This is a genomic window from Chitinophaga niabensis (assembly GCF_900129465.1).
Classification (GTDB): domain Bacteria; phylum Bacteroidota; class Bacteroidia; order Chitinophagales; family Chitinophagaceae; genus Chitinophaga; species Chitinophaga niabensis.
In genome coordinates, this window is sequence record NZ_FSRA01000001.1 from 3,031,717 (window position 1) to 3,058,396 (window position 26,680).

Consider the following 26,680-nt stretch of genomic DNA (forward strand, 5'->3'; position numbering starts at 1 on the left):
TTCAAATTACCTGAATCGAAATAACAAATTCATATGAGAAAGAAGATCGTAGCAGCTAACTGGAAGATGAACCTTACGCTCGCACAAGGCGAACAATTGGTGAACGACATCATTGCAGCTGGTATCAAATTATCAGAAGGTCAGGAAGTGGTAATAGCACCACCTTTCCCCTACCTGATCAAAGTAAAGCAACTCATCCGGAACTACCCCGGCATCTACCTGGCCGCACAAAACTGCTACAGTGAAAAATCCGGCGCATACACCGGAGAAGTTTCTGCAGAAATGTTACAGTCCATTGGCGTGGATTTCGTGATCATCGGCCACTCTGAGCGCAGAGAGTACTTTTCCGAGACTAACGCGCAGCTGGCTAAGAAAATAGACCTGGCGCTGGCAAATGGTATCAAACCCATTTTCTGCTGCGGAGAACCGCTGGAAGTGAGAAAGGCTGAAACACAAAATGCTTATGTAGCCCAACAATTACAGGAAAGCCTGTATCACCTGGATGCAGCAGCCCTTAAGAATGTGGTGATTGCTTATGAACCCATCTGGGCAATTGGTACAGGACTTACAGCCAGTGCGCAACAGGCACAGGATATGCATGCTTTCATCCGTTCTCAGATCGCAGAGAAATTCGGGCGCGAGGCTGCTTTGGGCATTACCATCCTGTATGGCGGAAGTGCGAAACCTTCCAATGCCAAAGAACTGTTCTCTTCTCCGGATGTGGATGGAGGCCTGATTGGTGGCGCATCCCTGGTGGCAGCAGACTTTACAGCTATTGTACAAAGCTTTTAATTATAAGGGGCCCGCACCAAAAGACATGGATGCGGGCCCATTTTTTTTAGTATTATTTGCTAAAATTATTAGTATTTCCAAAAATGTTAGTATATTCGTGTTGTGAAAGAGAGGATAGATATTCATTATTGCTGTTAATGATTCAGATCCAATCAAATTGATGATTGCACAATCGTAATGACATGGAACAAGAAGTATTATATGACTACATGTTGGTAATACATCCTGATGCACAAACGGTACAGGATGTGAGTATGTTCAAGCACCTGATCGCAGAGGAACTGGGACCCTTTAATGGTGCTTTTACGCAGCCGCACATCTCCTTATTCCGGTCGGAATTCCCGGAACGGTATGAAATGGATTTCATCCAGATGCTGGAAACCCTGGCAACAGAACTTTCTGCTTTTACCGTATATACATCCAGGATTGACCACTGCAGGCAGGGAGAGTCTGGTCACATGTTATATGTGAATGTGGCCAACCCCAAACCGGTAGAAGACCTGCATAAAAAGATCCTGCATACGTTTGAGCTGAAAGCCAGTTCTTACAAACCGCACATCACACTGGCAAGGTCCATTAATACCCAGCAGTTCAACAAACTGGCACCTTACTTTTCCAACAAAATGTTTGTGCGCAGCTTTCACTGTCACAGCTTCAGCCTTCTGAGGAAACCTTCAAAAGGAGGCAGATACGAAGTAATACGTGAATTCCAGTTTGGAAAAGACCAGTCAGCAGATCAATCGTTGTTTCAACATACCCAGGCAGTGGAACGCCGCCTTCCGGTAAGAGCTTAATACGTAGTAAACTTCCGCCTTTCAAGAGTCAGTATCAATATCCCTCTAACGGGTCGGGCGTTCGTCTCCCGGCCCCTCCTCTACTACTTACGACCCAACAAATTCACCAAACATACTGCATGCACCTGCACCGCTGTTAAGAAAAGCATGTTCTCAACCGGCTGTAAACAAGTGTTACAAGCCCTTTAGAGCTTACTTTTTTCCAGCTCTTATAGTGCATACTTAGACATGAGATTTTTCATCGGAGATGAAGATAAGCGTCAGTTATGTGCATAGAAATATGCCCAGCTGGGTTAATGCCCTGCATCCATGATGCTTCTTCTCCGTAAATTTAAATACATGGAATGGGTTTCAATTAAACCATGCTACCTGGATGGGAAAGTGCAACACTCTTCAGAACAAGCAACATTTTCTCTTCTTACAAAAGCAGGGTTTCAGCTGGAACACATGAGGAGAGCGGTTTTTCCTTCTGCCATTGAATACTTTTACTTTCATCCATCCTTATATATACAGGTGCATGAAGTGCAGGGTTCGAACACTGAGGCATCTCAATTCTTTATTTTTTACCCCGGTGGCAGTACAGCTTTTGCTGAAGGTGTTGAGCAGCTGCAACAAAGGCTTGCCACCGGGCACAACAGGTAATTATTATTTATTGATAGCTTTGCTATCATAATTCATTCAGCACATGATTCATAAAGAAATAGTCGTAATAGGAAAAGTGCAGGGAGTGTACTTCAGGGCCACCGCTAAATCAGTAGCAGATAAAACGGGTGTACGCGGCGCAGTGAAAAATCTCCCTGATGGTAATGTATGGATAACTGCTGAAGGAAACCCGGAAGCCGTTGAGGAGTTTATTGACTGGTGCAGGTACGGCCCCTCTGGTGCCAGGGTTACCAGCTTAGAAATAACAGATCGTCCATTGCAGCACTTTGAAGATTTTGATATCCTGCACACTTAAAAACGTGCAGGATATTTAAATTAATCCTTTATCCCGTTGTGTTAATCCCCATACCAAAATAGCCACCATACTACATTACAGCGTGTCATTATAAAATAAATACCACTGATGGGTTAGTACCCCTCACTTAATCGAAATAATTTAGCCAATTTAGATGCTTAAGATAGAAGACTAATGCCTACCCAAGCCCCGGATATATTAATTCTATTCGGGACAAACCTCCGCAGGATTCGAAAAGATAAAGGTTTCAGCCAGCGGGAATTGTCCTCCCGCTGCAACATTGATAACGCAGATATTTCACGCATGGAGAATGGTGCTATTAATATCACGCTCACAACACTTCAGCAGTTAGCTGATGCCATGGATATTGCCGTATGGGAATTACTGGTTCCCAGGTTATAAGCAGGGTTGGAAAAATATTATACTCTCCAATTTAGCCTTTAAAAAAAAGCGAGGTACTTATCTCGCTTTTTTTATGCCCGATAGTAAAAAAACACTACAAAGTTGCTGGTAGATTCGCCAGCACTTTTCCGGCGCGATTCAGCCAAATTGCTGTGAATGCCTAAGAAGCTGGAAATAGTGCTTTTGTTTGCTGAAAACCTTCGGAGGATCCGAAAGGAAAAAGGCTATTCCCTGCGGAAGTTAGAATCGCGTTGTGTGAAGATCGATAATGCAGACCTTTCCCGGTATGAGCATGCAGATAAAAATCTCTATATAGGAACACTGGAAGAAATAGCCAAGGCATTAGAAGTTCTTGCAGCGGAATTACTCCTTCCTCCGGGTTATGAAATACGTAAAAAGGAATAAAAAAAGCGAGGTGCTCACCTCGCTCTGAAAATCTAGTTTATCTTCAACTTCTTCAGCAACGCTTTATCCAGCGATGCTTTCGGCACAATCACATTTATAGTGTTCACAGCAAAATAAGGCTCTGAAACATATACATATCCTCCAAACGGAGAAGATGTGGTACCCCAGGAATTCTTAACAATAAAGAAAGGTTTTCCCTTTTTACTCTTACCAATCCCCGTGATATGCATCAGGTGGTCATCTTGTGTAACGAGGTTTTCAAACAAACCCTGGCGGTATTCGGATGTAACCTTCACTTCTGCCAGATCAGGATCGGGATGTGTTTTGTTAGGCACGGTGTCATGCTCTGGTGAAAAAGCATAGCCATACTTTGAAATGAAACCCTTGTTACTTACATCAGCATCCCACATCACGGTATAACCCTTTTGCACCGCAGCTTTGGTGGCTCCTATCAGTTCCTCCAGCGTTACATTGTAGAAACTTCCGTTAGCATGGTTATCAGGGATCTCCAGTACAAATGAACTGTAGAAAGGGTGATGGGTGAAAGAAGTAAGGCTGATATAATCATCAGGATTAAACTTCACTACTTCCTTTGCATATTTTTCCGGTGTATACGTTTTACCATTGTAATCAAAAGTAGCAGGTGGTGTTTGCCCCATGTATTCATCCATGATAGCAGCATACCCTGTTTCCCAATCACGTGATACCGGGCGTTTCTTCAGGATGCTGTCCAGGTAGGATTTCAGCGCCTTCTCCATTTCATTGTGATCAAAGCGTTTTTGCCCTTCTTTCAAACCACTGAAAGCAGATTCAGGCATTAATCCGTATCTGCCGGCAGCATTCAAAACATCGTGCCCCAGGCCGCCTTGTCCGAAACGGGAATCTCCCTGCCGCAGCACATAATTACGCGCTTTGTACAGATAGGTGTTCCTTACGGCGTACATTTCAGAAATATCGGGTTTCTCAACCCCGGCGCGCAAACATTCGCTTTCAATCAGCGATATAGTAGCAAAACACCAGCAGGTGCCGGTGTTTCCCTGATCTTTCACCGCAGTGGCGGCATTATTCTTCAGGATAGAAAAACCATTGTTGTCTGTAGCCTGGATACTAACAGGGCTTTCCTGCGCAGCAGCCTGGAAACCTATCGCCAGGCTGAGCATCAACGTCATCTTAAATCTCATAAGCGGCATATATTTGATTCCAAATATACAAAACCCCGCTAGTTTTCGTGCTCTACCCTGCCATTTCCGGAAACGAACTGGTTAGTGGTAGGAGAACCCTTGTATTTCACTTTGCCATTGCCGGAGATGGCTACTTCCAATTTCTTATCCACATTCACATGGGCATTGCCATTACCGGAAATGTTCAGTTCCATATTTTGGGATTTCAGCCCCGGTGCATTGAACTCCCCGTTGCCGGATATATTCACTTCTGCTTTGGTAGCTGTACCGGCCATTTTTACGGAACCGGAGCCAGACATTCCTAATTCAAGATCATTATAATTCAGCTCCAGGTCCATCTCTGCTTTACCACTTAATCCTATCTCCAGTTTATCTCCTTTGATCACTCCCTCGCCTGCAAAACTGGAAGAGCCGCTGGATGAAATTTCGGATAATTTAGGCAGCGTAACATAGACTGTTATAGTACCGGTAGGCTTTACATTATAGCCTTTCTTAGTATGGATCTGCAACTCATCGTCTTTCACTTCTGTTTCTATAAAAGGCAGTATGTTTTCATCTCCTTCCAGGTCAACGGAAGTAGTACTTCCTTGTTTAATGAGTACTTTGTACTTACCGGAAACGCTGATCTCATCAAACGTACCGCTGGTGCTTCGCTTCTCCTTTTTGATCTTTCCATTACCGGTAACTGTTTCCTGCTGGGCACTCGCGGCAAGCGAGAGAAAAAGGAAAAATAGGACGAAATACGATTTCATGTTTTCTAGATTTAAAGATGAGGTTTTAGATTATTCTCCTGCCAGTCTTACGTCGCTGTACGATCCATTGATCTTAATGATCGGTGAAGCATCCGTAGCATTGGCTGTTATGGCGGAAAAGGAGAGGTTATTGTTCTTTTTAACTTGATTTACATTCTTCCATTCAAAACCTTTGCTGTCAAGGTCTCCATAACGGAGGTTAGCGGTTATCCTGAAAGCGGTCTTCAATGCTATACCCAATTTAACATCTGAATTAGTTGAACTGATATTGATGGCACTGAAAGAAGAAGATAAATGGCGTACCAGTACATCTGAGTACGAGATCCTGAAATCTCCCGCTGTTTTCAATCCGTTCATCTTGATATCAGAGTAATTGGAAGAGTATTTAATATTAACGATCTGGTCTACTTTATAATCATCATAATTACAATCAATGATCAGATCATCTACTTTATTCAATGTATAGCTGCTGTAATTGGAATTAAGTTTCATGCTGGACACATTGTCTGCTTTCAGGGAAGAATAATTTGCATTTACTTCTACCTGATCGGCCTTACCAATACGGGCTTTATCCGTGTAATTCATGTTCACTTTTAACCCGTTATCAGACTGACCAATATCGAAGAAGCCGTAGTTGATGTTAACATGCGTATAGAAAGGAAGCTCCCTGGCAAGGATATCTCCAAAGTTATTCTCAAGTGCCATACCGGCCAGATTGCGGGGAACATAGAGTGTATAGTTCACCTGCACATGATCTTTGGAATCCCGTTTTCCGAAGTTGAACCATTTGTTCCCGGCGGGGCTGTACTTTGTTTCTATCTTCACATTATCCGGAGAGGAGGCTCCCATATTTATTTCCACCATCTCTGCCATTTTACGGGCCTGATCATTGGAATTACCATAACCAATGATCTCTATCTCTGCCTTACACTCCATTTTATCCCAGGTGTTGACAACGATCTTTCCGTATTTGTTTGAAATGGCCACGCGGGCCTTGGGGTTAAGTTTAACTTCTTTAGTAAGACGTATCTTATGCTCCTCATCCCCTTTTGCTGCCAATGCGGCAAATGGTAGAAGCAGAAAAAATAAAAGAGTAGATTTAGAGAACATCTTTTTTAGTTGAAGGTGAGTTAGTATGTTTTTCCTGTTCTGAAAGTATCCTGTCCAGCAGATCCAATTTCATCTGATAATAACGGACCATAGCTGAGCGGATCCTTTCATTCCCCGGGTTGTTCACCAGTTCTTTTTCCAACAGCAGATAGGTTTCGTTCCGTAATTCCAGTTCTGCCCTGGTAGTGCTGTCCAGCCCTAACTGGTCTGCCGGTATTGTTTTCAGCTCATCCAGCTTTTGCTCAATTTTGGATGTATAATAAAGTTCCATTTCTTCCATTTCCGGGATCACCACTGCTACATCCTGTTTGGTATTAGCATACTTCACCAGCAGGCCGGCATTGGCGATCAGCGCTATAAGGATGGCAGCTTTCCACCAATGTTTTGCCATCATTCGTACTACGGAAGTTTTTTGGCGGACTGGCAGCTCCTTTTCAAGACGGGCCCAAACGCCAGGCCCTGGTCCTTCCTCTTCAAAAGAGTCTCTGTGCTGCTTTATAAAATCCTCCAGTTTCATGTTCACGTTGTTTTAAGTTTTACGAGTTGTCTCACTTTCTCTTTCGCCCGCATGAACTGCGTTTTAGCTGTAGATTCCGAGATCCCCAGCATACCAGCTATCTCCCGGTGAGAATACTCTTCAAAAATATAAAGGTTCAAAACTGTCCGGTAGCCATCCGGTAATTGCCCTATCGCGTCTTTTACGGCGGACACCGTCATGGCATGATGTGTTTCATCCACATCTGTTTCTTCCGGAGCATCCGTCTCCCCTACCTCTTCAAAATATACTTTCTTCTTTCTCAGGTAGCTCAGGCAATGATTCACTACGATCCTTTTGATCCAGGCAGTAAGGCTGCTTTCTGAGCTGAGCTTATCCAGGTTTTTAAAGACCTGTATAAAAGCCTCCTGCAACACATCTTCCGCATCACTGGCATGCCCTGTCATCCTTAAACAGATATTGTACATCGCCTTGGAATACGCCTCATACAACTCATGGAAAGCCCGGGCGTCGCCCTTGCGGCAACGCACCACGATCTGATCTGTTACAGGCATTCTTTCCAAATTGCTAGATGATATACTCATATTAAAGACGGCGGTTAAGGGCTATGGTTGCATATAGGGCTTACTTTTATTTCAATTTACGCAAACAACTATGAAAATCAAGGGATTAAGTTCATAAAAACAGAACGCGACCTGCAAGAGGCCGCGTTCCTTCCATCCTTATATACCTAAAACATGATTAGGTACTCATTTGTACTACTTCACCCGGTTCAGTTCATCCTCAAGGCCGGTTTTACGGTTACGGGCCTCTTTTACATTGGAATTACCAAACCTGTAGGAGAAGGAAGCGCGGAATTGACGGCTATCCCAACGGTTAGCCAGGACCAATGCGCGGTTGGTGGTGTTATACGTACCACTAAAACGGTTTGTATTGAAGATATCGTTTACATTGAAACGGATCGTACCCTTCTTTTTCAGGATCTGTTTAGAGATCCCGCCATTGAAAGCATACATGGGGTTCATCCTGAACAACCCTTCCTGGGATATTTGCGTAGAGTTGTAGTAGAACGATAGTTCGGAAGTAATTCCTTTACCTAATGTAAATGTTTGTTGGGTCTGACCAAAGAAGCCACCAGAAGCACGTTTGATCTGTTCCCCATTCACTACCGTTTCAAAAGCATTGTAGTATACAGATATTGTTGTAAAAGAGTTCCACCATTTTGTGATAGGCACAGGAGCTGAAATATTCAGGTTCACATTATCCCTTGTGGCTACGTTCATGTACCGGTACACCACAATGGTGGTATCTCCCGTTTTAGGGTCTACGCCCGCTTCCAGTATCCTGGATAGCATGTCTTTAGTATGGCTGTAGCCTATAGCGGTGGTCAGGAACGATCTGAATGTATGCGTCAGGTCAAAGTTGCTGGAATATTGCGGGCGGAGATTGGGGTTACCGCCTGCTTTGGTATAACGATCGATATAGAACTCAAAAGGATTCAGATCATCATAGCTGGGGCGATTCAGCCTGCGACTATAAGATATCCCCCATTGATGGTTCTTATTGGCGTTATAGCTCAGGAAAACGCTGGGGAAAAAGTTCAGGTAAGTAGTATCGTTGATCTGCTTCAGGGTCAAAGAATTCCCCGTTACATGAGTTTGTTCTGCACGTAATCCTGCCTGAATGCCCAGTTTCTTGAATTGTTTGCTATAATTAAGATAAGCTGCATTCACATTTTCCTTATACAGGAAATGATTGGAACGGTTTACATCGTATTCCCAGTTAGGTCCTTTTAAGGTATCAAACCGGGAATCATTATCTGAATCCACAAAGCTCAGTTTTATCCCTGCTTCGATCTTAGCCTCCTTTTTCAATGGATGCGTATAGTCGATCTTGATGGTTTTTATATTAATAGTGGAAGGCTGCAGGCTGCGGGTAGTATCTCCCCGGAAATGAACCTGTCCGCTGGCATCCCTGAAAGAAGAAAACAACCGGTTGTTCTGGTCTTCGTTGTTACGGGAATAATCCAGGTCAATGTTAATCTCTTTTCCAGTACTGTCCAGCTTCCCTTTATAGTTGATATTATAGGACTGGCGGTTCCAGTTGGAAGTATTGATCCCCTTTGTCAACAAGCTTGAGTCAATGTTTTCTCCGTTCCCTATCCAGGTATTTGATTCATTCAGTCCTTCCCAGGTGCTTTTGCCAAGGTTCAGCATAACACCAATTGTATGGTTTTTATTGATGAAATAATCCAAACCTGCCTTACCTCCATGATAATGCGAGGTTTTATCCATATAACTTTTCTGGTCAAAAACCATCCGTCCCTTGCTTTCCTGGTTATCCCTTAAGATATCCAGTTGCTCAAAGTTCCTGTTGTAATTATAGTTATAGGAACCATAGACGTTGATGTTCTTATTACGGTGGTTCAGATTGAGCCCCCCATTGAGCTTTGGTAATTTACCCTGCCCGCCGCCGACATTCACGGAGCCATTTGTACCGAAATTCGAGTTCTTTTTCAATTTGATATTGATAATCCCGGCGTTGCCCGCTGCATCATATTTGGCGGAAGGATTGGCGATCAGCTCTATCTGATCTACGTTAGAGCTGGGCATATTTTTTAGCAGCTGGGCAACGTCCTGGGCAGACATGTTCGTGGGTTTACCGTCGATCATAATGATCACACCGTTCTTGCCACGCATGGATATATTATCGTCTTTGTCAACTTGTACACCTGGTGATTGTTGCAGCACCTCCATGGCAGTACCTCCTGCAGCAACGATGCTGTTTTCTACATTCACTACCATTTTATCTGCTTTTTGCTCAATGAACGGGCGCTTGCCGGTTACATTCACTTCTTTCAGATTTCGGGAATCTTCGCTCAGTACAAGGGCAGGCACTTTAACAGCACTGCCGTTCACGGTGAACTGGGCACTGAAGTTCTTTTTCATACCCATGTTTACAGCAGCCACCAGGTACTTCCCTTCTTTGATCCCTTCAAATTCATACTTCCCTGTAACGTCTGCAATGGCACCTTTAACAAGACTGGAGTCTTTGGCGCTGAGGAGTGTTACGGTGGCAAATTCAACTGGTTTACTATCGGTACGGGTTACGATCCCATTGATCTTTCCTTTTTCATTGATTGTCCCATTGGAGTGCTGGGCTTGAGCCAAGAAGCTACTACTTACAAGTAACATACTCAGGGTCAATAACTTACTAATTGCTTTCATATAAGGCGGATGATGTTAGGTTATAACGATTTAGATGATTTGATGATTTATATAGTTCCTTCCTTTAACAAGAACAGTGTAAAGGTAGGTATTATGCTTTACATAGTACATAGTTTTACACAAATGGTCATTATCTGGTGACGATTGGTAAAAACTGTTCTTTGCTTCCTTGCATAAAACAAAGACGCGTGTCAAATTCGTTTGTTACAGAATTCTGTTGAAAGAGGGATGAACGGAAGAATTAGGGGGTTAAATGAAAACAGCGCAGTGGAATACCACTGCGCTGTTATATAATAATAATGTATTACTGTCAGGAATTTTCAAAATTGATCTGGTCCATTACATCCGGCAGCAGCTCCTGCAACTTCTCAAACGCTACCCTCTCCTCTTTCCTGATATGTGCTTCCAGGCTGCGGGCCAGGGTATCCATATCCTTTACTACATCCGCACTATCCACCAGCGCACTGTACATACCTGAAATGGTCCGGTGCTCATCCAGTAACTCATCCAGCATGATGTCTATTTCCGGATGGTAACCACGGCATAGTTCAAAGAGATAATCTTCTTTCTGGATATGTGGCACCATTACTTCCTGGAAGATCTTCACCATGTATTCCAGTTTAGCTTGTGTTTCCAGGGGAAACCCTTCGTAGGGAGCGGCATCGGTTTTAAGGTACCTGCATACAAAAAGCAGGCGTTTGTGCTCATGTGATAGTGGAACCAGGTTTGGGTGACGCTGCATATCTGTTACTACGCTGTTTTTGCCGGATTTGTTTTACGGGCATACCATATAAGGATGGCACCGCCGATCACCAGCAGGCTGGCAATGATCTCTGCCTGCGTGGGATGGAATCCAAATATATCGTACTTCGTATTCACTCTTATTTTTTCAACAAAGAACCGTTCTACCCCATTTAAGATCAGGTAAATACCAAAGATCACTCCGGGGGTGGTTACTTTTTTGCGGATGGCCATCAATACAATGAAGAACAATCCGCAAACCAGGATCTCATATAACGGGGTTGGATATACTCCAACGGGCAGTGCGCTGCAGTATTCTCCGTTACAGCCCTGAAGCTGGATACCATCGTTTACCACATTATGCGGATAGCTATAGGCAAAAAAGAAATCAGGTAAGAAGCTGAGAGAAGCCGGCTTTTCAAAGTTCCGGTGGGGAACATTTTCAAGGCTACCAAACTGGCGCACGAAGTAAGCAGAGTCCCTATGCAGTATTTCCTGGTATTGTGCTTCGGTGATCTTTTCCACCTTGCCGGTTGGATTGGTACCGTAGGCGCTGTTATTGATCCCCCAGTCCCCATCTCCTGAAAACTGGCAACCCATCCGGCCAACTGCATATGCAAGCATCAATGCCGGAGCGGCGCTGTCTACCAGGTGTTTCCAGTTGATCTTCTTTTTTGTGGCATAACGAATGATCACGTATGCCGCCACAATCAGGCCACCATAAAAGGTAAGCCCGCTGGCAGAAAATATGGAACCCCATGGATCCCTGACGAATTCACCCCAGTTCTCCAGGTTATGAAATACTTTGGCTCCTATGAGCCCCGCTACTGCAGCCTGGATTGTAAAATCGGGCACGCGCTGGTGAGGCCATACGTTCACTTTTTCTTCCTTAGGTTTATCCAGCGCTGCTTTCTTTTTGGAATAAAATTTCCAGTAAGCCAATGCTGCTGCTCCAAGTACCCCGCCAATGATACTCCCCTGCCCCGATAGCAGGAAATCCCGCATATCACCGGTATTACTGAAAAGGCCTAATATTTTAAACCCGAGTATAAAACCAATGATTGCACTGACCAGCAGGTCCACAGCTGAAGCAGGTTTACCTATTATCATGGTTTCCTGTACCGGGGCTAATAACCCCAGCTTTTCCCTGCGGCGCAGTTCAGCGGTCAATACATATGCAGCCGCTAAAAATGCGATGGCCACAAAGAAGCCGAACGTCTGCAAAACCTTTAATACTGGTATTTTGATCCCAAAGAGATCTTCAAACGCGTAATATAAATTAGGATACATAGGCGTATAAAAAAATGGTGATCTGAATTTTCCTATGAACAAAGCCGAATTATATCAAGAGGAAAATCAAACCACCAAGTTAGCTTTTCAATTACGAATTATCAATTCCATTTATAAAAGATGTACATCCTTTATATAAGATTTAATAATCGTGAAAGCACAATTGAATTAACAATATTCATCAAACGCAGCCAGCAAATTGGTTGCGATCAATTGTGCTGAACGTCCTTCAATCATGTGACGTTCTATGAAATGCACCAGTTGTCCGTCTTTAAACAATGCAATAGCAGGTGAAGATGGAGGGTACGGCAGCAGGTGTGTACGGATCTGCTTTACAGCATCTCCATCAAAACCGGCAAAGCTGGTCGTCAGCCTGTCTGGTTTCTTTTCACTGGTAGCCACAGCCATCAAAACACCAGGACGGGCAGTACCGGCTGAACAACCACAAACAGAGTTGATCATTACCAGGGTTGTGCCTGCCTTAGATAAGGTTTCATCCACCTTTGCAGGTGTCAGCAATTCTTCAAAACCATTATCTGTTAATTCTGCCTTCATAGGCATCACGAGTTCCGCAGGGTACATAATATTCCTTTTTTGCAAAGTTAATAATATATCGACAAACATAAATAAATAATAAGAAAACGACATTATGTCTCATTTGAATAATTAAAAACGCCATTATGGCTTGCTCAAACAGCGCTATTCTAACAAAATAGCAGTTTTCTGGCATTGGTATTCCGTTTGATCTATTCCCTGCGTGACCGAAAAACTTAAAATGGTTTCACTCAAAAAATATAAAGACTATGACACTCGTAAAATTCAATCAACAACCGGTTAAGACCCTTAGCGGCATCATGGACGATATTTTTAATGGCAAGTTCATTAATAAGGACTTCGCTACTTCGGATTTCTTTGGCGCTCACGCACCCGTGAACATCCGTGAAACAAAAGATGCTTATGCATTGGATGTAGTAGCCCCTGGTTTTGAAAAAGGTGATTTTAAGATCAACCTGGACGGCCAGACCCTGACGATCAGCTCTGAAAAGAAAACTGAACAGAAAGTGGAGAATGAAAAACAGATCCGCAGGGAATTCAGCTTCCGCTCCTTCTCCCGGTCTTTTACCCTGGATGAAAATGTGGATGCAGACAAGATCAATGCTAAATACGACAACGGCGTTCTGAAACTGACCCTGCCTAAGAAAGAGGCAAAACAGGAAGCTGCAAAAGAAATTATAGTTGCATAGGGTTAGGAATAGTTGTGATTTGATCTCAAATTCGACTTATAAAGAGCTGCTCCTCCGGAGCGGCTCTTTTTTTTGTGCCCGGTAAATTTACCACAAACGTTGAATGTGCAGGATACGGGATCAGAGTACCTTGCTGATAGTTCACTTAAACTGTTTACGCCTCTTTCCATGTTAACAACCATCAGGAGTCTGCGTGTTTTAGCCAATAAATTATATGGAAATGCCGAAAGAACGGTAACAGCTAAGCTTATTCAACATACCGGCAATGCCATAGAACAGGCACGCATCAAAATGCTGTTCGACTTTATCTTTTTCTATTGCATCCTGATAAGTCCGATATTTTTCACCGTACTATATGTGCAGGATTATACTAACCTGATGGTGAACGGAACTTTCTATGCCATCTTTGCGCTTTGCCTCTTTCTTATGAAGAAAGGCGTTACTGTTCAGGTGGTAGGAACCATTGCTGCACTCAACACCATGATCATCCCCATGTTATCGTCCTTTGCCAACGATCTGGATGTATCCCCCTTATATGCTATACCCTGGCTGATGTCCTGCCTGCTGGGTTACTTTGTGGTAAACCTTCGTACAGCGCTGGCATTAGGCGTTGTGCTGTTCTTATATCTTGTGCTGGTGGCATTTATGAAAATACAGAACATACCGGTACTGCTACCCGCTACCTATTCCATGATGGATAAATACCTGGTTACCCCATTCTTTATGATGGTATACCTGGTATTATGCCTGAGGGTATGGGGTGTTTATTACAGGAACATCACCCGGCTGGAGCATCAACGGGCTATGGAGGAGCAGCAACAGTTCTCTGCACTGATCAATCAAAACCTCACCAAACAGTTCCTGTTGGTAAAAGGCCTCTCCCGTTCCGGGAAGAGTGAATATATGGAAGGAAATATAGAATTACTGGATGCCTGCTTTACGGAGATTGAAAAACAATGTGACACAGCCATTCATTACCTGGATGGCCCTAAAACAGAAAAATAGATCTTATTTACAGGCATTTGTCCTTTCTGCGGGTATCTACCAGGTAGATGATCTTCCAGCCCGTTCCCGATCTGTATAACTGAAAAGAATTCACCCCGCAATGGGAGAACTGGTCGTTGAGGAAAAAACGATAGGGAGTCCATACACATGCTAACGATCCGTCGATCAATATCTTGTCAAACGTGATCCGCTCATCCCACACGTCCGTGTGAGGAGTTCCCACTGCCACCAAAAATTGTGCTAGGGTTAGTGAAACTATGGCTGTTGTACTGTCTTTTTTATTCTGAACGGTTTGCAAGATAGCCTTATCTGCAAACGCACCCTTTACCATTGCGCTATCGCCCTTCCTCATGCCGTCAAAGAGTTGCTGAATGGCACTTTTTACTGCTTCCTCCTCTGAAGACTGCGCCTGCGCTGGATAAGAACATATAAGTAATAAAATGAAGGGGATCGCATAATAACGTTTCATAAATATTGATATTATATAATTTAAAATCGATTATTATGTTTGAAAATTGTTAGCAACGTTTTTTTCGTTAATAAGTTGTAAAAAGATACAACTAAATGGTATTTGCAATCGATGCTTCTGCACCTACTTTTGTACTATCATAACCTATTGACCATATGCCTATTATTCCTATTTCTCTGTACCTCGATCATTTTCCCTATTACACTATGTTTTAAAGTTTTCCTTTTTACTCTGTACCGTGAAGTTTTCTTATTTCTCTATGCCATGAAGTTTCATTTGTCCCTTGCTATGAATGTTGGATCGATCTATCCTATGAAATTAAATGCTCTCCCGCAAGGAGAGCATTTCAATTTTATAAGCGGCTAATCTTATATATGGGCAAAAAGAAACCCCTCGGAGAACCGAGGGGTTTTTAAGTGGATTACTAACCCATTTTTTTAATAACCCAAAATCTTTAACATGCTTTGGGAGGTTTGCTCCTTGGCATATAACCAATCTTTTAATTGTCCGTTTTTATCCTGCCCTACTATCACATGTTTCGGGGAAGGGATCAGGCAGTGCTTGATACCTCCGTAACCACTCAGTTGATCCTGGTAGGCGCCGGTATGGAAGAAACCTATATACAAAGGCTCCTTCGCGTTTGTCAGTTTAGGAAGGAACACGGCGTTGATGTGTTCTTCCGAGGTGTAGAAGTCGTAACCGTCGCAGGTTAGTCCTCCCAGGTGCACCTCCTGGTATTCCTGGTCCCATTTGTTAATGGGCAGCATCAGGAACTTCTCCCCGATGCCCCAGGTATCTGGTAAAGTAGTAATAAAAGAACTATCGATCATGTACCAACTCTCCCTGTCGTTCTGCTGCTTTTCGCCCAGTACGCTATAGATCACGGCACCACTCTCTCCTACTGTGAAGGAACCGAACTCAGTGTAGATATCCGGCACCTCTACCTTATTCTTTTTACAAACGCTCTTGATATTGGCTACGATCTCGTTCACGATGTAAGCATAATCGTAATCAAAACCCAGGGAGTGTTTGATCGGGAAGCCACCGCCGAGGTTGATGCTCTCCAGTTCCGGACAGATCTTCTTCAGCTGACAATAAAGGTTTAATACTTTATTGAACTGGCTCCAGTAAAAGATATCGTCTTTGATCCCCTTGTTCATAAAGAAGTGGAGCATTTTCAGCTCGAACTTCGGATTCCCCTTCAGCTTATCCACGTAAAACTCGAGGATGTCCCTGGAGGCGATTCCCAAACGGGAGGTATAAAAGTCAAATGTCGGCTCCTCTTCTGCGGCTATCCGGATCCCGAGCTTAACCGGGTCTTTAGACCTGATGAATTTGGAGTAGTCATCCAGCTCCTCTTTATTATCTAATACCGGCAGTACATTTTTAAAACCGCTATTGATCAGTTTAGCGATACTGCGGGTATAAGTTTTTGTTTTATAACCGTTGCAGATCACAAACACATCTTTCGTGATCTTCTTCCTTTCGTACAACTTGGTCACAATGTCCAGGTCGTAAGCAAAGGAAGTTTCTATATGAACCTGATGCTTCAGGGTCTCCTCCATTATAAAGGAGAAGTGGGAACTTTTAGTACAATAGCAGTAATAATAATTACCGTCATACTTATTCTTCTTAATTGCGTCCTGAAACATCTTCTTTGCCCTGTTGATCTGCATTCCGATTTTGGGAAGGTAGGTCAACTTGAACGGTGTTCCATACTTATCAATCAAGGCCCGGATATCCAATCCATTAAATAGCAGATTGTTATCCTTCACTTCGAAACCCTCTTGCGGGAATTCAAAGGTTTGGTGAACGAGGTCCGTGTAGGTGTTGTTCATTTAACGCTGTGAATGAATTTTAAGGATTAGTAGTAAAACTTAAACCACATTTTAAATGAGCTGGGAAACTTCTGGTTTATACACCTACGTAAGTCGTTTGACCAGCAAAATTGGATGCAAATCTACAATTTTGTTCCAATGCATTTCCAAAAAAAATTCATCTTTTTTATGAAAGGCTTTCAATGAGGATATTTTATTGATTAACAACTATTTGAAACGTTCTATATTAAATATAAATATCAATGAAATACCGACTTCTCCTCCCTAACCCGGAAAAGTACAACCCATTCATAATCACTTCAATAGTTCCAATCCCCTTTTTCCTTCACAGAATAACAGATCGAGGATGCTAAGGTTCGGGAAGAAGCCGGTCCGTTCCCCAAATACCTGGGCATAGGTTGGGAGCCCTTCCTGATCCTGGCCGGGTACAAAGTGATCCCTTTTATCGAGGATGCCGGCAGCCGGGTCGTATGACTTCTCGAAACCATCAGTCAACAGGATCTCCTTTGAAATGCCCAGGACCTTGTTGGCCCATTCCAGGCAGGCCATGTTCCAATCCAGGAGGAAATCGAATTTTTTCTCATACAACCCTTCGAGGTCATTTTCAAAATATTCAAACCAGGGGGACCGGCGATAAGCGGAAGTTAAAGTCTTCCAATGTAAGCCCTGCCAATTTTCAACATTACTGATCCGAACATCCTTCATAATTGTCCGCTGATTTTTTCCTTTCGATAGGGGAACGCTCAGGAGGATCTTTCCATTAGGTCCAGCAATGTAACAACGATTGCGAAAACTGACCTTCTGGTAGTGTTCATATCTCTCGATCTTTAATATATCTGCTTCAATTAAAGTTTTATAAAAACAAATTGGTGGAAAGTATTGAGATTCAATAATTAAAGTTTTGTTTTCGGACTGTTCTGTCATATAGTCACAATTAAAGGTTTTAAAGTGTAAAATCGATCATTTTGTGCTGCTTGGAATTAAATGTTAAGCTACAGTTGCAACGGCATAATTTATTGAATAACAGTTCATAGAACTATATTAAATATGCTATTAACTTTAGTAAAATTTTACTTTAAGCAGAACTTTAAAAGTCAACAAATTTACTAAAGTTATTAGTTCTAAAAATGATTGATTTTGACCACTTTTTACTTAAAGTGAAATTTGAAGTATGGGATTCGCTCCCATCCGTTGATTCCAAATCTTAACTTCTTATTAAGGGGGAGTTTTGTACGTTTGGGGAATTTTATGCTAATCCATCATTCATGAAAAGGTTTCAATTTGGCATCCTGGTGCTCTTAGTTTGGGGGACGATCAGTTCCTGCGGGAAGATGAAAGACCTGGAATTTCTCCGGGTAGCCAGCTTTAATTTTGACAATCTGAGCTTTTCAAAAAGCACGGTTCGGATGGAATTGGCCTATTACAATCCCAATAATTTTTCCCTTCGATTGAAGGATGCCGAGTTCGATGTTTTCCTGGATGACCGAAAAGTGGGTCACTCCCTTCAGGATACCCTGATCGATATTCCGGCCAGGGATACTTTCTATTTTCCGGTAAAACTGGATGTGGATATGGGGCATGTTTTTCAAAATATCCTGGGGGCGCTAACCAATAAAGAGGTCACAATTAAGGCATCCGGAAATTGTAAAGTGGGGAAAAAAGGGATCTTTCTACCCTTCCCGATCAAATGTGAAACCAAGCAAAAACTCGATTTTCTCTGATCATTGAGGGAGCTTTTGCCATTTTCAGGGTGGCGGACCTTTGGGATTTTCTGTGTTCAAAACCTGATCTTTGACTTTTTAGGAGCTGAGTTAAGGAATGATATTTTGGATTTTTGAGGTTGGAAAGTGTGTGTTTTAACTTTTGAAGGGAAGGATTTTGGCAGTGATTTCCTCATTTTCAGCGATTCATTTTAGGCGAATCGTTCATTTTTATACCGCTTTTTGAAGGTACGATTTCCTGTTTTTAAGCCGTTTTTTCATTTTTCAACGACTGACTAAGAAGCCGGTTTTCCATCTTTTTTTGATTCAATCTCCATTTTTGAGGTATCATTTGAAAAGCTGATTTCCATCTTTTCGAAGTTGATCTTCCATTTTTCTGCTTCCGGCCAAGAGACAAATCCCCTCCTTTCAGGGGGCAATTTCTCATTTTCCAGGCTTCGATTAAGCAATCAATTTTCTGCTTTTTGAGGTCGGTTTCTTCATTTTAAGCGCCTGTCCGGGGAACTGATCTCCTCCTTTTCGATTCAATTTTTCCATTTTTGAGGGACCAATTCAAGGGCTGATCCTCCATTTTTCTACTTTCCCGACAAAGGACAATTCCCTCCTTCCAAGGGGTAATTTTTCATTTCAAGACCTTTTTCCCAAGTCTCTCCGGAAACACCCCACCTCTCATTTCCTGTCAAAATCCTACTTTCATTTTATATTTTATGTTCCGCATAGGGGTAAATTCCTCTTTGCGTGTTCTATTATTAACTACGGAAAAAGCCATTTTCGAGACGGCTTCGGCAGACTTTGGACAGTAAGAATAAGCAGGATATGGCCCATGCCTTTCGGCAGCTTTTCATAACTCATTATGAAAAACTGCATCGTTATGCATTCACCTTACTGAAAAATGAAGCCACTGCCAATGACGCTGTTCAGTCGGTTTTTACCAGGTTATGGGAGAAACAGGGAGCGATTATTTTAGACGAGGGCATTAAAAATTACCTGTACCGCAGTATCCACAACCACTGCCTGAACATCATCCGGCAGGGAAACAATAAGGAAAAGTATACTTTATACCAGGCACATAACAACCATAAAACATCCTTTTCCGGAGAGCCGGAGGAACAAATGATTGCCCGGGAATTGCAAACACGCATCCGGGAAGCCATGGAATCCCTCCCCGCGCAGTGCAAAGTTGTATTTTTAAAAAGCCGGGAGGAAGGGAAAAAGTATACCGAGATAGCTGCTGAACTGAATATTTCTATAAAAACAGTGGAGGCACAAATGGGCAAGGCATTAAAAATATTACGGGAGAAGTTGCAGGAATACCTGGTCATTCTTATTATTCTCCTTTATTAAATCAACGACTTGGATAACAAACAGCACATACCAATTACCGAAGATCTGCTTGCGAAATACCTGGCCGGAGAGGCCGGGCCGGAGGAAGCGATCGCGATCGACAGTTGGCTGGAGGCCCTTCCTGAAAACCGGCAAACCTTCGATCAGCTGGTGAAAGTATGGGAAAATGCAACACTTTCCTCCTACCAAAAACCTGATGTCGACCGGGAATGGGAGCGCTTTTCCCAAAAACAGTCACCAAAGAAAAGGACTTATACCTGGTTGGCGGTGGCAGCGAGCATTGTGTGCCTGATAGCGATATATAAATTATTACCTCCGGGAAAAAGAAACCCGGAAATCATTTTACTGCAGGCCCAAAAGGATATTTCACGCGATACTTTACCTGACAATTCTTATGTAGTAATGCCTCCCGGCAGTGAGATAACCTACCCGGCAACCTTTGCTTCCCGGCAGATCAAATTAAAAGGAGAAGGTTACTTTGAGGTACAGCCTTCTTCCCAAAGTCCATTTATAGTTGAAACGGACGAGCTGAAGATCCAGGTATTAGGCACAGCCTTCAATGTAAAGACCACACCGGAACAGATCATCGTGCAGGTAAATAATGGAGCAGTGCTGGTATCCAGCAAAACGAAGACTATAACCCTCAGGGAAGGGCAAGGATGCATCTATAACCGCGCCAGTCGTACATTTGATACGGTTTCGATAGCGGAAAATGGCAGGAATAACTATGCTTATGCCACCCGGGAACTGCATTTTCAACATACCTCTCTGAGCGAGGTAGTCCGGCAGGTGTCCAAAGCCTATAATGTGGAGATCAGGCTTGAAAATGAAAAGACGGCGGACTGCCGCATCAGTACCACATTTGAAAACAAGTCTTTATCCTATGTACTGGATGTGATCACTGCTTCCCTTGATCTTCAATACCGGACTGAAGGAAATGTAATTTATATTAATGGGGATGAATGTAACTAGATGGGGTACTCTTATATATATAATGGTATGCCTGATTATCTCAACTAATATTCAGGCGCAGGAAAACCATGCACCGCTCCAAAAGCAGGTGCTGATCACGAATACTTTCTTTTCCATTGATTCATTAGCCACGCTGATCACAGCGCAGACAGGGGTTTTCCTTTCTTTTAATTCCAATAAAGTGGCGGCCGGAAAAAAGATCGTGACCCGGAAACGCTCCTATGCTGTGGCGGAATTGCTGGAATTGATAAAAAGCAATACGGGAAGTGATTATAAGTTATACAAGGACCATGTGATCTTTCATGGAGGTGATAAGAAGCATGCCCTCACAAAAGGAACCATTTCCTCCGAAGCGAAACGGACTACTGCTCAAACAGCTTCTAAAAATAAATCCCGCGAATCATCTTTGAGTACCGTTAAAACAAACCTCATCTCCTCCCCGGATAAATCCAGGCTATCATCTGCAGGATCCATCGCCACCAGGGAAACTAAAACAAAAAAGACCACCTCCACAAGGTCCGTAGCCTCGGGGGAAACCAAAAACACCAGCACCGCTGAAATAAAACTTCTTGCTGCAGCAGGATCGAGCACAATTTCATCCACACCTCCTACTGAAACCAACACAAAAAACACAAACGTCCTCCTCGAACCATTGAACCCCAAAGCCCCCCAGATGCAAGAACCATCTATCTCCCTTTTATTAAAACCAGCCATCATGGCCCAACGCCCAATACCATCCCCACAAAGAACAAGATGGTTCGCAGATGGCGGTTTTACTGTAGACGATGTCCTTTACCTCAACACCTCCATCACCGCAGGACACAAATACCTGCATGGCTTCTTCAGCTGGAGCAGCAGTTTTAAAGTAAGCGGTTTCAGATACGGACTGGGCAGCATGCTTCCTTTGAGCGATGAATGGCGTATAGGCATGATGGTAACTACCGGCAAGCTCAGCCGGGATATCGACTTCACAGGCGTGAGGGACACCCTGAAAAACATAATTGTGAAAAGCGAACTGCACCGTTTAGCCATCCAGGTAGAAAGATCGCTCCGGCCCAATCTTGTGGTGAAGGCCGGGCCTGTATTCAATCTTCTCAAATCCTCCTACTACCAGGACGGCAGCCCTGTAACCATTGCTACGAGCGGATATGAAGGCACAAACGGAGATAGGGAAATTTATACTGTAAGACCATTGTACACATTGAGTAATTCTTATAAAGACACAGAATCAACTAACGCCAAAACCTGGATTGGTTTCCAGGTAAGCCTCTGCTACCGCTTCAATTTCTGAAACTGACATAAGGGTATTTACATCTCTGCGTGTTTTACATGAAACAGCACCTAACTATATGTATGTCAGCTTACGAAGGAACCTGAAGCAATGGTTCTATCATACACCTGTGATCTGGAGATCCATTGAAACGTTGCAAGGCCTGGCTTACATGCTGGACTATTATTACTACTATAAATTACCCGGCCACCAGCAGCGGCTGAGCCTCCGCGAGATCAATATTGAATTTGCAAGTCAGTGTAACCTTCGATGTAAATTCTGTTCGCTGGACCATTTCAAACCCCGCGAGATCATCAGCAAAGAAACCCTCAAAATTTTCCTGGAGCAGTTATTGGAAGATGACCGTTTCAGGAAAGTAGAAGTGATCAACCTGCACAATGGCGGAGAGATCCTGCTGCATCCTAAGCGGATTGAAATGCTGGAGGTACTGAAAGCGTATAAACACAAGGCAAAGCAACGGAACAGGAAATTCCCTGAGATCAGGATGCTTACCAATGGCATGCTGCTCAGGGAAAATCTTTCCGCGCAGATCATTGCGCTGGATGTGATCGATGTGATAGGTGTAAGTTTTGATGGCGGTACACCGGAGCTTTTTGAAGAGATGCGCACTAATGCAGTATGGGATAAGTTCTATGAGAATATCCGGGCATTCCACAGGCTCAACCAGGAGGCGGACCATAGAACGAAGATGTATGCCATTACCTGTATACCACATGATAAACCTCTGAACATTCACTGGATGCATCCACAATTCCAGGCACTCTATCAACTGCTGGACTGGTATGAATTACGCCGCCTGCACAACTGGGCGGGAGAAGTAAGCGGACTGAGCTTCCGGCAGAAGAAATATAAAATAGGTTGCAGTATGCTGATGAAACAATTGGTATTACTGCCTAATGGAGACGTAACTGTTTGCTGCAGCGATCTGAATTCGAAAGGAGTGATAGGGAATATAAAGGAGAAGGATGTTATATCTATTTATAAATCCAGGGAGCGGATGCAGTACCTGGACCTTCTGTTGAGAGGCCGAAAAAGCGAACTGGCCCTATGTTCCAATTGCGAAACATTTTAAACAAAAAAGCCTCCCGTTTAACTCGGGAGGCTTAAAGATTTTAATCTTTCTTCTTTGGATTCAGTGGCCCGCCACCATCTTCCGGTTTCTTGCAGCACTTGGGCAGATCATTATAAGAATCAGGATTTGCTGTTACATCGTCCGCATCATATCCCGCGTTAGCAATCCCTGTTTTAATATTCTCAATGTTTGTGCGGTCTGTATAATATTTTACAGTCGCTTCTTTCTTCTTCACATCCACTACCATTGATTTCACGCCTTCTTCTTTCAGAAAGTAACGCTGAATGGCATCCTTACACATGTTACACTGAACTGAAGGTACTTTGATCTTTGCAGTTGCCAGAGTGCCTTTCTTCACCTGGGCCATTGAAACTCCTGCTCCGGTGAGCAAAAGCACAAGCACTAATTGAATAATACGCATAGCATGATTTTTTTATCACTCACAATATACAAAAATTTCTCAATGTATACTATTATTTCCCCCAAACATCGGGAGCAGAACGCCAGGCCTGGAGGGTTTCCTGTTCTGTAGCAGAAACCAGGCCTTTTTCCACGGCCAGTTCTATCAGCGCACTGTAGTTACTGAGCGATTTATAGGTAACGCCGGCTGCTTCAAATGCTTTTACAGCTATATCGAATCCATAATTAAAAATGGACACCATACCAATCACTTCTCCTCCTGCTGCACGGATAGCTTGAACTGCTTCCAGGCTGCTTTTACCGGTGGAAATAAGGTCTTCTATCACTACTACCGGCTGCCCGGGTTGTAATACACCTTCTATCTGGTTGCCCATGCCATGTTCTTTTGGTTTGGAACGCACATAGATAAAAGGAAGTTTCAACTGGTCCGCCACCAGGGCACCGTGAGGGATGCCTGCGGTAGCTACACCTGCAATCACTGCAGCATCCGGGAAACTTTCAAATACGGTATTGGATAATTCCGATTTGATGTAATCGCGGACATATGGGAAGGACAATACCGTACGATTGTCGCAGTAGATGGGAGACTTCCATCCGGATGCCCAGGTAAAAGGCTTTGCCGGGCTTAGCTTAACGGCCTGAATCTGAAGTAGTTTCTCTGCTACCTGTTTTTCGCTGATCTTGTTCATAACGCGGCAAAAGTACAATTTACCTGCAAATAGTTCGCTAATACCTAATTTTGCGTCATGGAAACACCCGTTAATATATATATCAACGAAAGGCCCATCGTTATAGCAGGCACTCAAACTAAACTCGATCCAAAATATTTAGGTGCTCCCACCCTCTTTTCTCCCACGGAGAAAGAGATTGAGCAAACTGTTACACTCCTGGACCAGGATGAACTCCCGATGGCTGTGTTCCGCCATTCTGCACCTGAAACGGTGTTTGCCAATGTAAAAGCACAGTTCACGGTTTATGAAGCTGCGGGCGGTGTTATAACAAATCCGGATAATGAAGTATTATTGATGTTCAGAAGAGGGAAATGGGACCTCCCCAAAGGAAAATGGGATGATGGAGAAACACTGGAAGAGTGTGCCCTGCGTGAAGTTCGGGAAGAGACCGGCTTACATACCGTTAAGCTGGGGCATAAGATCACGGAAACTTTCCATTACTATCCGCTTAAGCAAAAGAAGATCCTGAAGCACAGTCACTGGTACCGGATGTATTTTACAGGAACGGAATTAACAGTGGCACAGATAGAAGAGGATATCCTGGATATTCAATGGATCCGGCCGGAGAACCTGGGAAAATACATGCAATATTCCTATCAGAATATCATCGATGTACTGCTGAAAGCAGGCTATAAACTATAACTATGAAACTATGAGTGTAAAATCCCACTATGACAACCACCTGGCAGCCTTCTATGCCTGGATGACAGGTAATTTCGAGACAAAACAAAAAGAACAGGAAGCCTATTTCGTCAGCAAACACATCGCGCCTTTTGCTAACCAGGCTGCTATTGACCTGGGGGCAGGACATGGATTACAGACGGTTTCACTCGCCAATCTCGGGTATACTGTCTATGCTGTGGATTTCAACCAGCATCTGTTATCCGAACTGAATGCCCGTACAAAAGGTCGCCCGGTAAGAACAGTCCTTGGCAACATCGCCAATAGCAGCCAGTATTCCATGGAAGCGGAGCTGATCGTTTGTATGGGTGATACACTCACACACCTGGATAGTCCTGAACAGGTTTCTGTTCTGATCAGGGAATGGTATAACATGCTGCTGCACAAAGGGAAGCTGGTGCTTTCTTTCCGTGATCTTACACAGGCATTGGAAAATGAAGAAAGGTTTATTCCTGTTAAGGCAGATGATGACCGGATCCATACCTGCTTCCTGGAATATTTCCCTGGTTTTGTAAGGGTGTTCGACATGTTGCTGGAAAAGCAGAGCGGGCAATGGATCCAAAAGGTGAGCAGCTATCAGAAACTGCGGCTGGGGGTTGAGCAGGTGAAGATGATGCTAACGGCAGCCGGATTTTTTGTGCATGATCATGAAGTGATCAGCCGGATGCACTACCTGGTGGCTATTAAGAGGAATGAATAACATCTGGTGCAGAGGCCAAACACAAAAACTAAAGGGTCTATATTCGCTGCAAAGCCAAACACAAAAGCTGTGGGCCTGCGCCCATTGCAAAAGCCAGATATAACACGCAGTAAATAAACTAAACATCCCGCTTCGGCAATACCGCCACTGTGAGCCTGCTCACGCATACCAGTTTATGCTGATCATCCGTGATCCGTATATCCCATACATGCGTGGAACCGCCTATATGCAATGGTTTCACCAAAGCATGCACATACCCTTCTTTGATCCCGCGAACATGATTCGCGTTGATCTCCAGCCCCACACAGATCTGCTTTTCCGGATCAATGATCAGTGCAGACGCAACACTGCCCACTGTTTCAGCCAGCGCAGCAGAAGCACCCCCGTGTAATAACCCATAAGGTTGTTTGGTACGATGATCCACCGGCATCATGGCACGCAGGCAATCAGGGCCGATCTCTGTAAACTCCATACCCAGGAGTTCAGCCATGTTGCCTTTGCCCATTTCATTGAGCTGGTCCAGCGATATGTCCAGCGAGAACCAGATTGATTTCATATAGAAGGTTTGAGATTGATCGAATTCGCTACAACGTCCGGCAGGAACTGCGCGGCATCTCCTTTATAACGGATCACATCACGCACAAGCGTGGAAGCAATGGTAGAATATTCAGGAGAACAGGTAAGGAAAATAGTTTCTACTTCATGTTCCAGCTTACGATTGATGTCCGCGATGGCTTTTTCATATTCGAAGTCGCTCACATAACGGATACCACGTAAGATGAACCGGGCTTTGATCTCTTTGCAGAAATTCACTGTCAGTCCTTCATAGGAGGCCACTTTGATCCTTGGCTCATGTTTATAGATCTCCCTGATCCATTCCACCCGCTGCTCAACAGTGAACATGGGCACTTTGCTGGAATTGATACCAATACCTATCACCAGTTCATCAAACAAAGGCAGGGCGCGGTCTATAATATCGGTATGACCAAGGGTAACGGGATCGAAGGTTCCTGGGAATAAGCAGATACGTTGCATATGGTAAAT

The 26,680-nt window shown here is 43.6% G+C and carries 31 protein-coding genes; 15 read left to right on the forward strand and 16 right to left on the reverse strand.

All coding sequences use genetic code 11. From position 1 onward, the window contains the following. Positions 1 to 33: 33 nt before the first annotated feature. From tpiA to BUR42_RS11875, 6 genes are all read left to right on the forward strand, one after another. Positions 34 to 792 carry a triose-phosphate isomerase gene (gene tpiA / locus BUR42_RS11850; RefSeq protein ID WP_074239434.1) on the forward strand — a complete coding sequence of 253 codons (759 nt, stop codon included), beginning with the start codon at positions 34 to 36 and terminating at the stop codon, positions 790 to 792. A 182-nt stretch (positions 793 to 974) separates the two neighbouring features. Continuing rightward, complete coding sequence (locus BUR42_RS11855; protein ID WP_074239435.1) at positions 975 to 1,586, forward strand: 2'-5' RNA ligase family protein; 612 nt, start codon at positions 975 to 977, stop codon at positions 1,584 to 1,586. 339 nt (positions 1,587 to 1,925) lie between these two features. Further along, complete coding sequence (locus BUR42_RS11860) at positions 1,926 to 2,228, forward strand: hypothetical protein (RefSeq protein WP_074239436.1); 303 nt, start codon at positions 1,926 to 1,928, stop codon at positions 2,226 to 2,228. 43 nt (positions 2,229 to 2,271) lie between these two features. Further along, a complete protein-coding gene (locus BUR42_RS11865) occupies positions 2,272 to 2,544 on the forward strand; it encodes an acylphosphatase (protein ID WP_074239437.1) in 273 nt (90 codons plus the stop codon). A 174-nt stretch (positions 2,545 to 2,718) separates the two neighbouring features. Further along, positions 2,719 to 2,946, forward strand: a complete 228-nt coding sequence (locus tag BUR42_RS11870) for a helix-turn-helix domain-containing protein (protein WP_074239438.1) — start codon at positions 2,719 to 2,721, stop codon at positions 2,944 to 2,946. Between the two features lie 156 nt (positions 2,947 to 3,102). Beyond that, positions 3,103 to 3,351 carry a helix-turn-helix domain-containing protein gene (locus tag BUR42_RS11875; protein ID WP_074239439.1) on the forward strand — a complete coding sequence of 83 codons (249 nt, stop codon included), beginning with the start codon at positions 3,103 to 3,105 and terminating at the stop codon, positions 3,349 to 3,351. Between the two features lie 32 nt (positions 3,352 to 3,383). Here BUR42_RS11875 and BUR42_RS11880 read toward each other — a convergent pair whose 3' ends face one another. From BUR42_RS11880 to BUR42_RS11920, 9 genes are all read right to left on the reverse strand, one after another. After that, a complete protein-coding gene (locus tag BUR42_RS11880) occupies positions 3,384 to 4,532 on the reverse strand; it encodes a C1 family peptidase (RefSeq protein WP_074239440.1) in 1,149 nt (382 codons plus the stop codon). Between the two features lie 38 nt (positions 4,533 to 4,570). Then, entirely contained in the window at positions 4,571 to 5,284 is a 714-nt protein-coding gene (locus BUR42_RS11885) for a head GIN domain-containing protein (protein ID WP_074239441.1), read from the reverse strand. Positions 5,285 to 5,314: 30 nt separating this feature from the next. Further along, on the reverse strand, positions 5,315 to 6,271 hold the full coding sequence (locus tag BUR42_RS11890) for a hypothetical protein (protein ID WP_143197421.1): 957 nt from the start codon (positions 6,269 to 6,271) through the stop codon (positions 5,315 to 5,317). A 112-nt stretch (positions 6,272 to 6,383) separates the two neighbouring features. After that, positions 6,384 to 6,911, reverse strand: coding sequence for a hypothetical protein (locus BUR42_RS11895; RefSeq protein WP_074239443.1), 528 nt, complete (start codon positions 6,909 to 6,911; stop codon positions 6,384 to 6,386). Between the two features lie 2 nt (positions 6,912 to 6,913). Further along, the gene (locus tag BUR42_RS11900) at positions 6,914 to 7,474 is read right to left on the reverse strand and encodes an RNA polymerase sigma factor (protein WP_084185529.1); all 561 of its coding nucleotides are present in this window, start codon (positions 7,472 to 7,474) and stop codon (positions 6,914 to 6,916) included. A gap of 174 nt (positions 7,475 to 7,648) precedes the next feature. Next, entirely contained in the window at positions 7,649 to 10,060 is a 2,412-nt protein-coding gene (locus BUR42_RS11905; protein WP_159442258.1) for a TonB-dependent receptor, read from the reverse strand. 367 nt (positions 10,061 to 10,427) lie between these two features. Continuing rightward, on the reverse strand, positions 10,428 to 10,859 hold the full coding sequence (locus BUR42_RS11910; RefSeq protein ID WP_074239446.1) for a hemerythrin domain-containing protein: 432 nt from the start codon (positions 10,857 to 10,859) through the stop codon (positions 10,428 to 10,430). A gap of 8 nt (positions 10,860 to 10,867) precedes the next feature. Continuing rightward, positions 10,868 to 12,148, reverse strand: a complete 1,281-nt coding sequence (locus BUR42_RS11915) for a prolipoprotein diacylglyceryl transferase (protein WP_074239447.1) — start codon at positions 12,146 to 12,148, stop codon at positions 10,868 to 10,870. Positions 12,149 to 12,316: 168 nt separating this feature from the next. Further along, positions 12,317 to 12,730, reverse strand: a complete 414-nt coding sequence (locus BUR42_RS11920) for a BrxA/BrxB family bacilliredoxin (protein WP_074239448.1) — start codon at positions 12,728 to 12,730, stop codon at positions 12,317 to 12,319. 221 nt (positions 12,731 to 12,951) lie between these two features. Here BUR42_RS11920 and BUR42_RS11925 point away from each other — a divergent pair, with 221 nt between their 5' ends. Then, positions 12,952 to 13,392 (forward strand): Hsp20/alpha crystallin family protein, encoded by a 441-nt coding sequence (locus BUR42_RS11925; RefSeq protein ID WP_074239449.1) that lies wholly within the window; start codon positions 12,952 to 12,954, stop codon positions 13,390 to 13,392. A 168-nt stretch (positions 13,393 to 13,560) separates the two neighbouring features. Beyond that, positions 13,561 to 14,397, forward strand: coding sequence for a hypothetical protein (locus tag BUR42_RS11930; protein ID WP_143197422.1), 837 nt, complete (start codon positions 13,561 to 13,563; stop codon positions 14,395 to 14,397). Between the two features lie 7 nt (positions 14,398 to 14,404). Here BUR42_RS11930 and BUR42_RS11935 read toward each other — a convergent pair whose 3' ends face one another. The 3 genes from BUR42_RS11935 to BUR42_RS11950 all read right to left on the reverse strand — a co-directional run bounded on the left by BUR42_RS11935 (position 14,405) and on the right by BUR42_RS11950 (position 17,628). Beyond that, positions 14,405 to 14,866 carry a nuclear transport factor 2 family protein gene (locus BUR42_RS11935; RefSeq protein ID WP_074239451.1) on the reverse strand — a complete coding sequence of 154 codons (462 nt, stop codon included), beginning with the start codon at positions 14,864 to 14,866 and terminating at the stop codon, positions 14,405 to 14,407. 437 nt (positions 14,867 to 15,303) lie between these two features. Next, the gene (locus BUR42_RS11945) at positions 15,304 to 16,704 is read right to left on the reverse strand and encodes a type III PLP-dependent enzyme domain-containing protein (protein WP_074239453.1); all 1,401 of its coding nucleotides are present in this window, start codon (positions 16,702 to 16,704) and stop codon (positions 15,304 to 15,306) included. A gap of 294 nt (positions 16,705 to 16,998) precedes the next feature. After that, entirely contained in the window at positions 16,999 to 17,628 is a 630-nt protein-coding gene (locus BUR42_RS11950) for a WbqC family protein (protein ID WP_074239454.1), read from the reverse strand. A gap of 341 nt (positions 17,629 to 17,969) precedes the next feature. On the opposite strand from BUR42_RS11950, the gene BUR42_RS11955 reads away from it, so the two are divergent. The 5 genes from BUR42_RS11955 to BUR42_RS11975 all read left to right on the forward strand — a co-directional run bounded on the left by BUR42_RS11955 (position 17,970) and on the right by BUR42_RS11975 (position 23,104). Further along, entirely contained in the window at positions 17,970 to 18,425 is a 456-nt protein-coding gene (locus BUR42_RS11955; RefSeq protein WP_074239455.1) for an LEA/WHy family protein, read from the forward strand. Positions 18,426 to 19,241: 816 nt separating this feature from the next. Beyond that, on the forward strand, positions 19,242 to 19,769 hold the full coding sequence (locus BUR42_RS11960; RefSeq protein WP_074240565.1) for an RNA polymerase sigma-70 factor: 528 nt from the start codon (positions 19,242 to 19,244) through the stop codon (positions 19,767 to 19,769). Positions 19,770 to 19,778: 9 nt separating this feature from the next. Then, positions 19,779 to 20,741 (forward strand): FecR domain-containing protein, encoded by a 963-nt coding sequence (locus BUR42_RS11965; RefSeq protein WP_074239456.1) that lies wholly within the window; start codon positions 19,779 to 19,781, stop codon positions 20,739 to 20,741. A gap of 22 nt (positions 20,742 to 20,763) precedes the next feature. Continuing rightward, positions 20,764 to 22,032 carry a hypothetical protein gene (locus BUR42_RS11970; RefSeq protein ID WP_074239457.1) on the forward strand — a complete coding sequence of 423 codons (1,269 nt, stop codon included), beginning with the start codon at positions 20,764 to 20,766 and terminating at the stop codon, positions 22,030 to 22,032. A gap of 58 nt (positions 22,033 to 22,090) precedes the next feature. Beyond that, entirely contained in the window at positions 22,091 to 23,104 is a 1,014-nt protein-coding gene (locus BUR42_RS11975; protein WP_074239458.1) for a radical SAM/SPASM domain-containing protein, read from the forward strand. Between the two features lie 40 nt (positions 23,105 to 23,144). On the opposite strand, the gene BUR42_RS11980 is transcribed toward BUR42_RS11975, so the two are convergent. Both BUR42_RS11980 and pyrE read right to left on the reverse strand, forming a co-directional pair. After that, positions 23,145 to 23,525, reverse strand: a complete 381-nt coding sequence (locus BUR42_RS11980) for a heavy-metal-associated domain-containing protein (RefSeq protein WP_074239459.1) — start codon at positions 23,523 to 23,525, stop codon at positions 23,145 to 23,147. Between the two features lie 52 nt (positions 23,526 to 23,577). After that, positions 23,578 to 24,213 carry an orotate phosphoribosyltransferase gene (gene pyrE / locus BUR42_RS11985; RefSeq protein ID WP_074239460.1) on the reverse strand — a complete coding sequence of 212 codons (636 nt, stop codon included), beginning with the start codon at positions 24,211 to 24,213 and terminating at the stop codon, positions 23,578 to 23,580. Positions 24,214 to 24,270: 57 nt separating this feature from the next. Between pyrE and BUR42_RS11990 the strand changes: the two genes are divergently transcribed. Together BUR42_RS11990 and BUR42_RS11995 are read left to right on the forward strand one after the other, a co-directional pair. Next, the gene (locus BUR42_RS11990) at positions 24,271 to 24,897 is read left to right on the forward strand and encodes an NUDIX hydrolase (RefSeq protein ID WP_074239461.1); all 627 of its coding nucleotides are present in this window, start codon (positions 24,271 to 24,273) and stop codon (positions 24,895 to 24,897) included. Positions 24,898 to 24,907: 10 nt separating this feature from the next. Then, positions 24,908 to 25,636: a class I SAM-dependent methyltransferase gene (locus BUR42_RS11995; RefSeq protein ID WP_074239462.1), complete on the forward strand. Its 729-nt coding sequence runs from the start codon at positions 24,908 to 24,910 to the stop codon at positions 25,634 to 25,636. A gap of 118 nt (positions 25,637 to 25,754) precedes the next feature. On the opposite strand, the gene BUR42_RS12000 is transcribed toward BUR42_RS11995, so the two are convergent. Continuing rightward, positions 25,755 to 26,192 (reverse strand): hotdog fold thioesterase, encoded by a 438-nt coding sequence (locus tag BUR42_RS12000; protein WP_074239463.1) that lies wholly within the window; start codon positions 26,190 to 26,192, stop codon positions 25,755 to 25,757. Beyond that, on the reverse strand, positions 26,189 to 26,671 hold the full coding sequence (gene coaD / locus BUR42_RS12005; protein WP_074239464.1) for a pantetheine-phosphate adenylyltransferase: 483 nt from the start codon (positions 26,669 to 26,671) through the stop codon (positions 26,189 to 26,191). The genes BUR42_RS12000 and coaD overlap by 4 nt, the downstream gene beginning before the upstream one ends. Between the last annotated feature and the right edge of the window lie 9 nt (positions 26,672 to 26,680).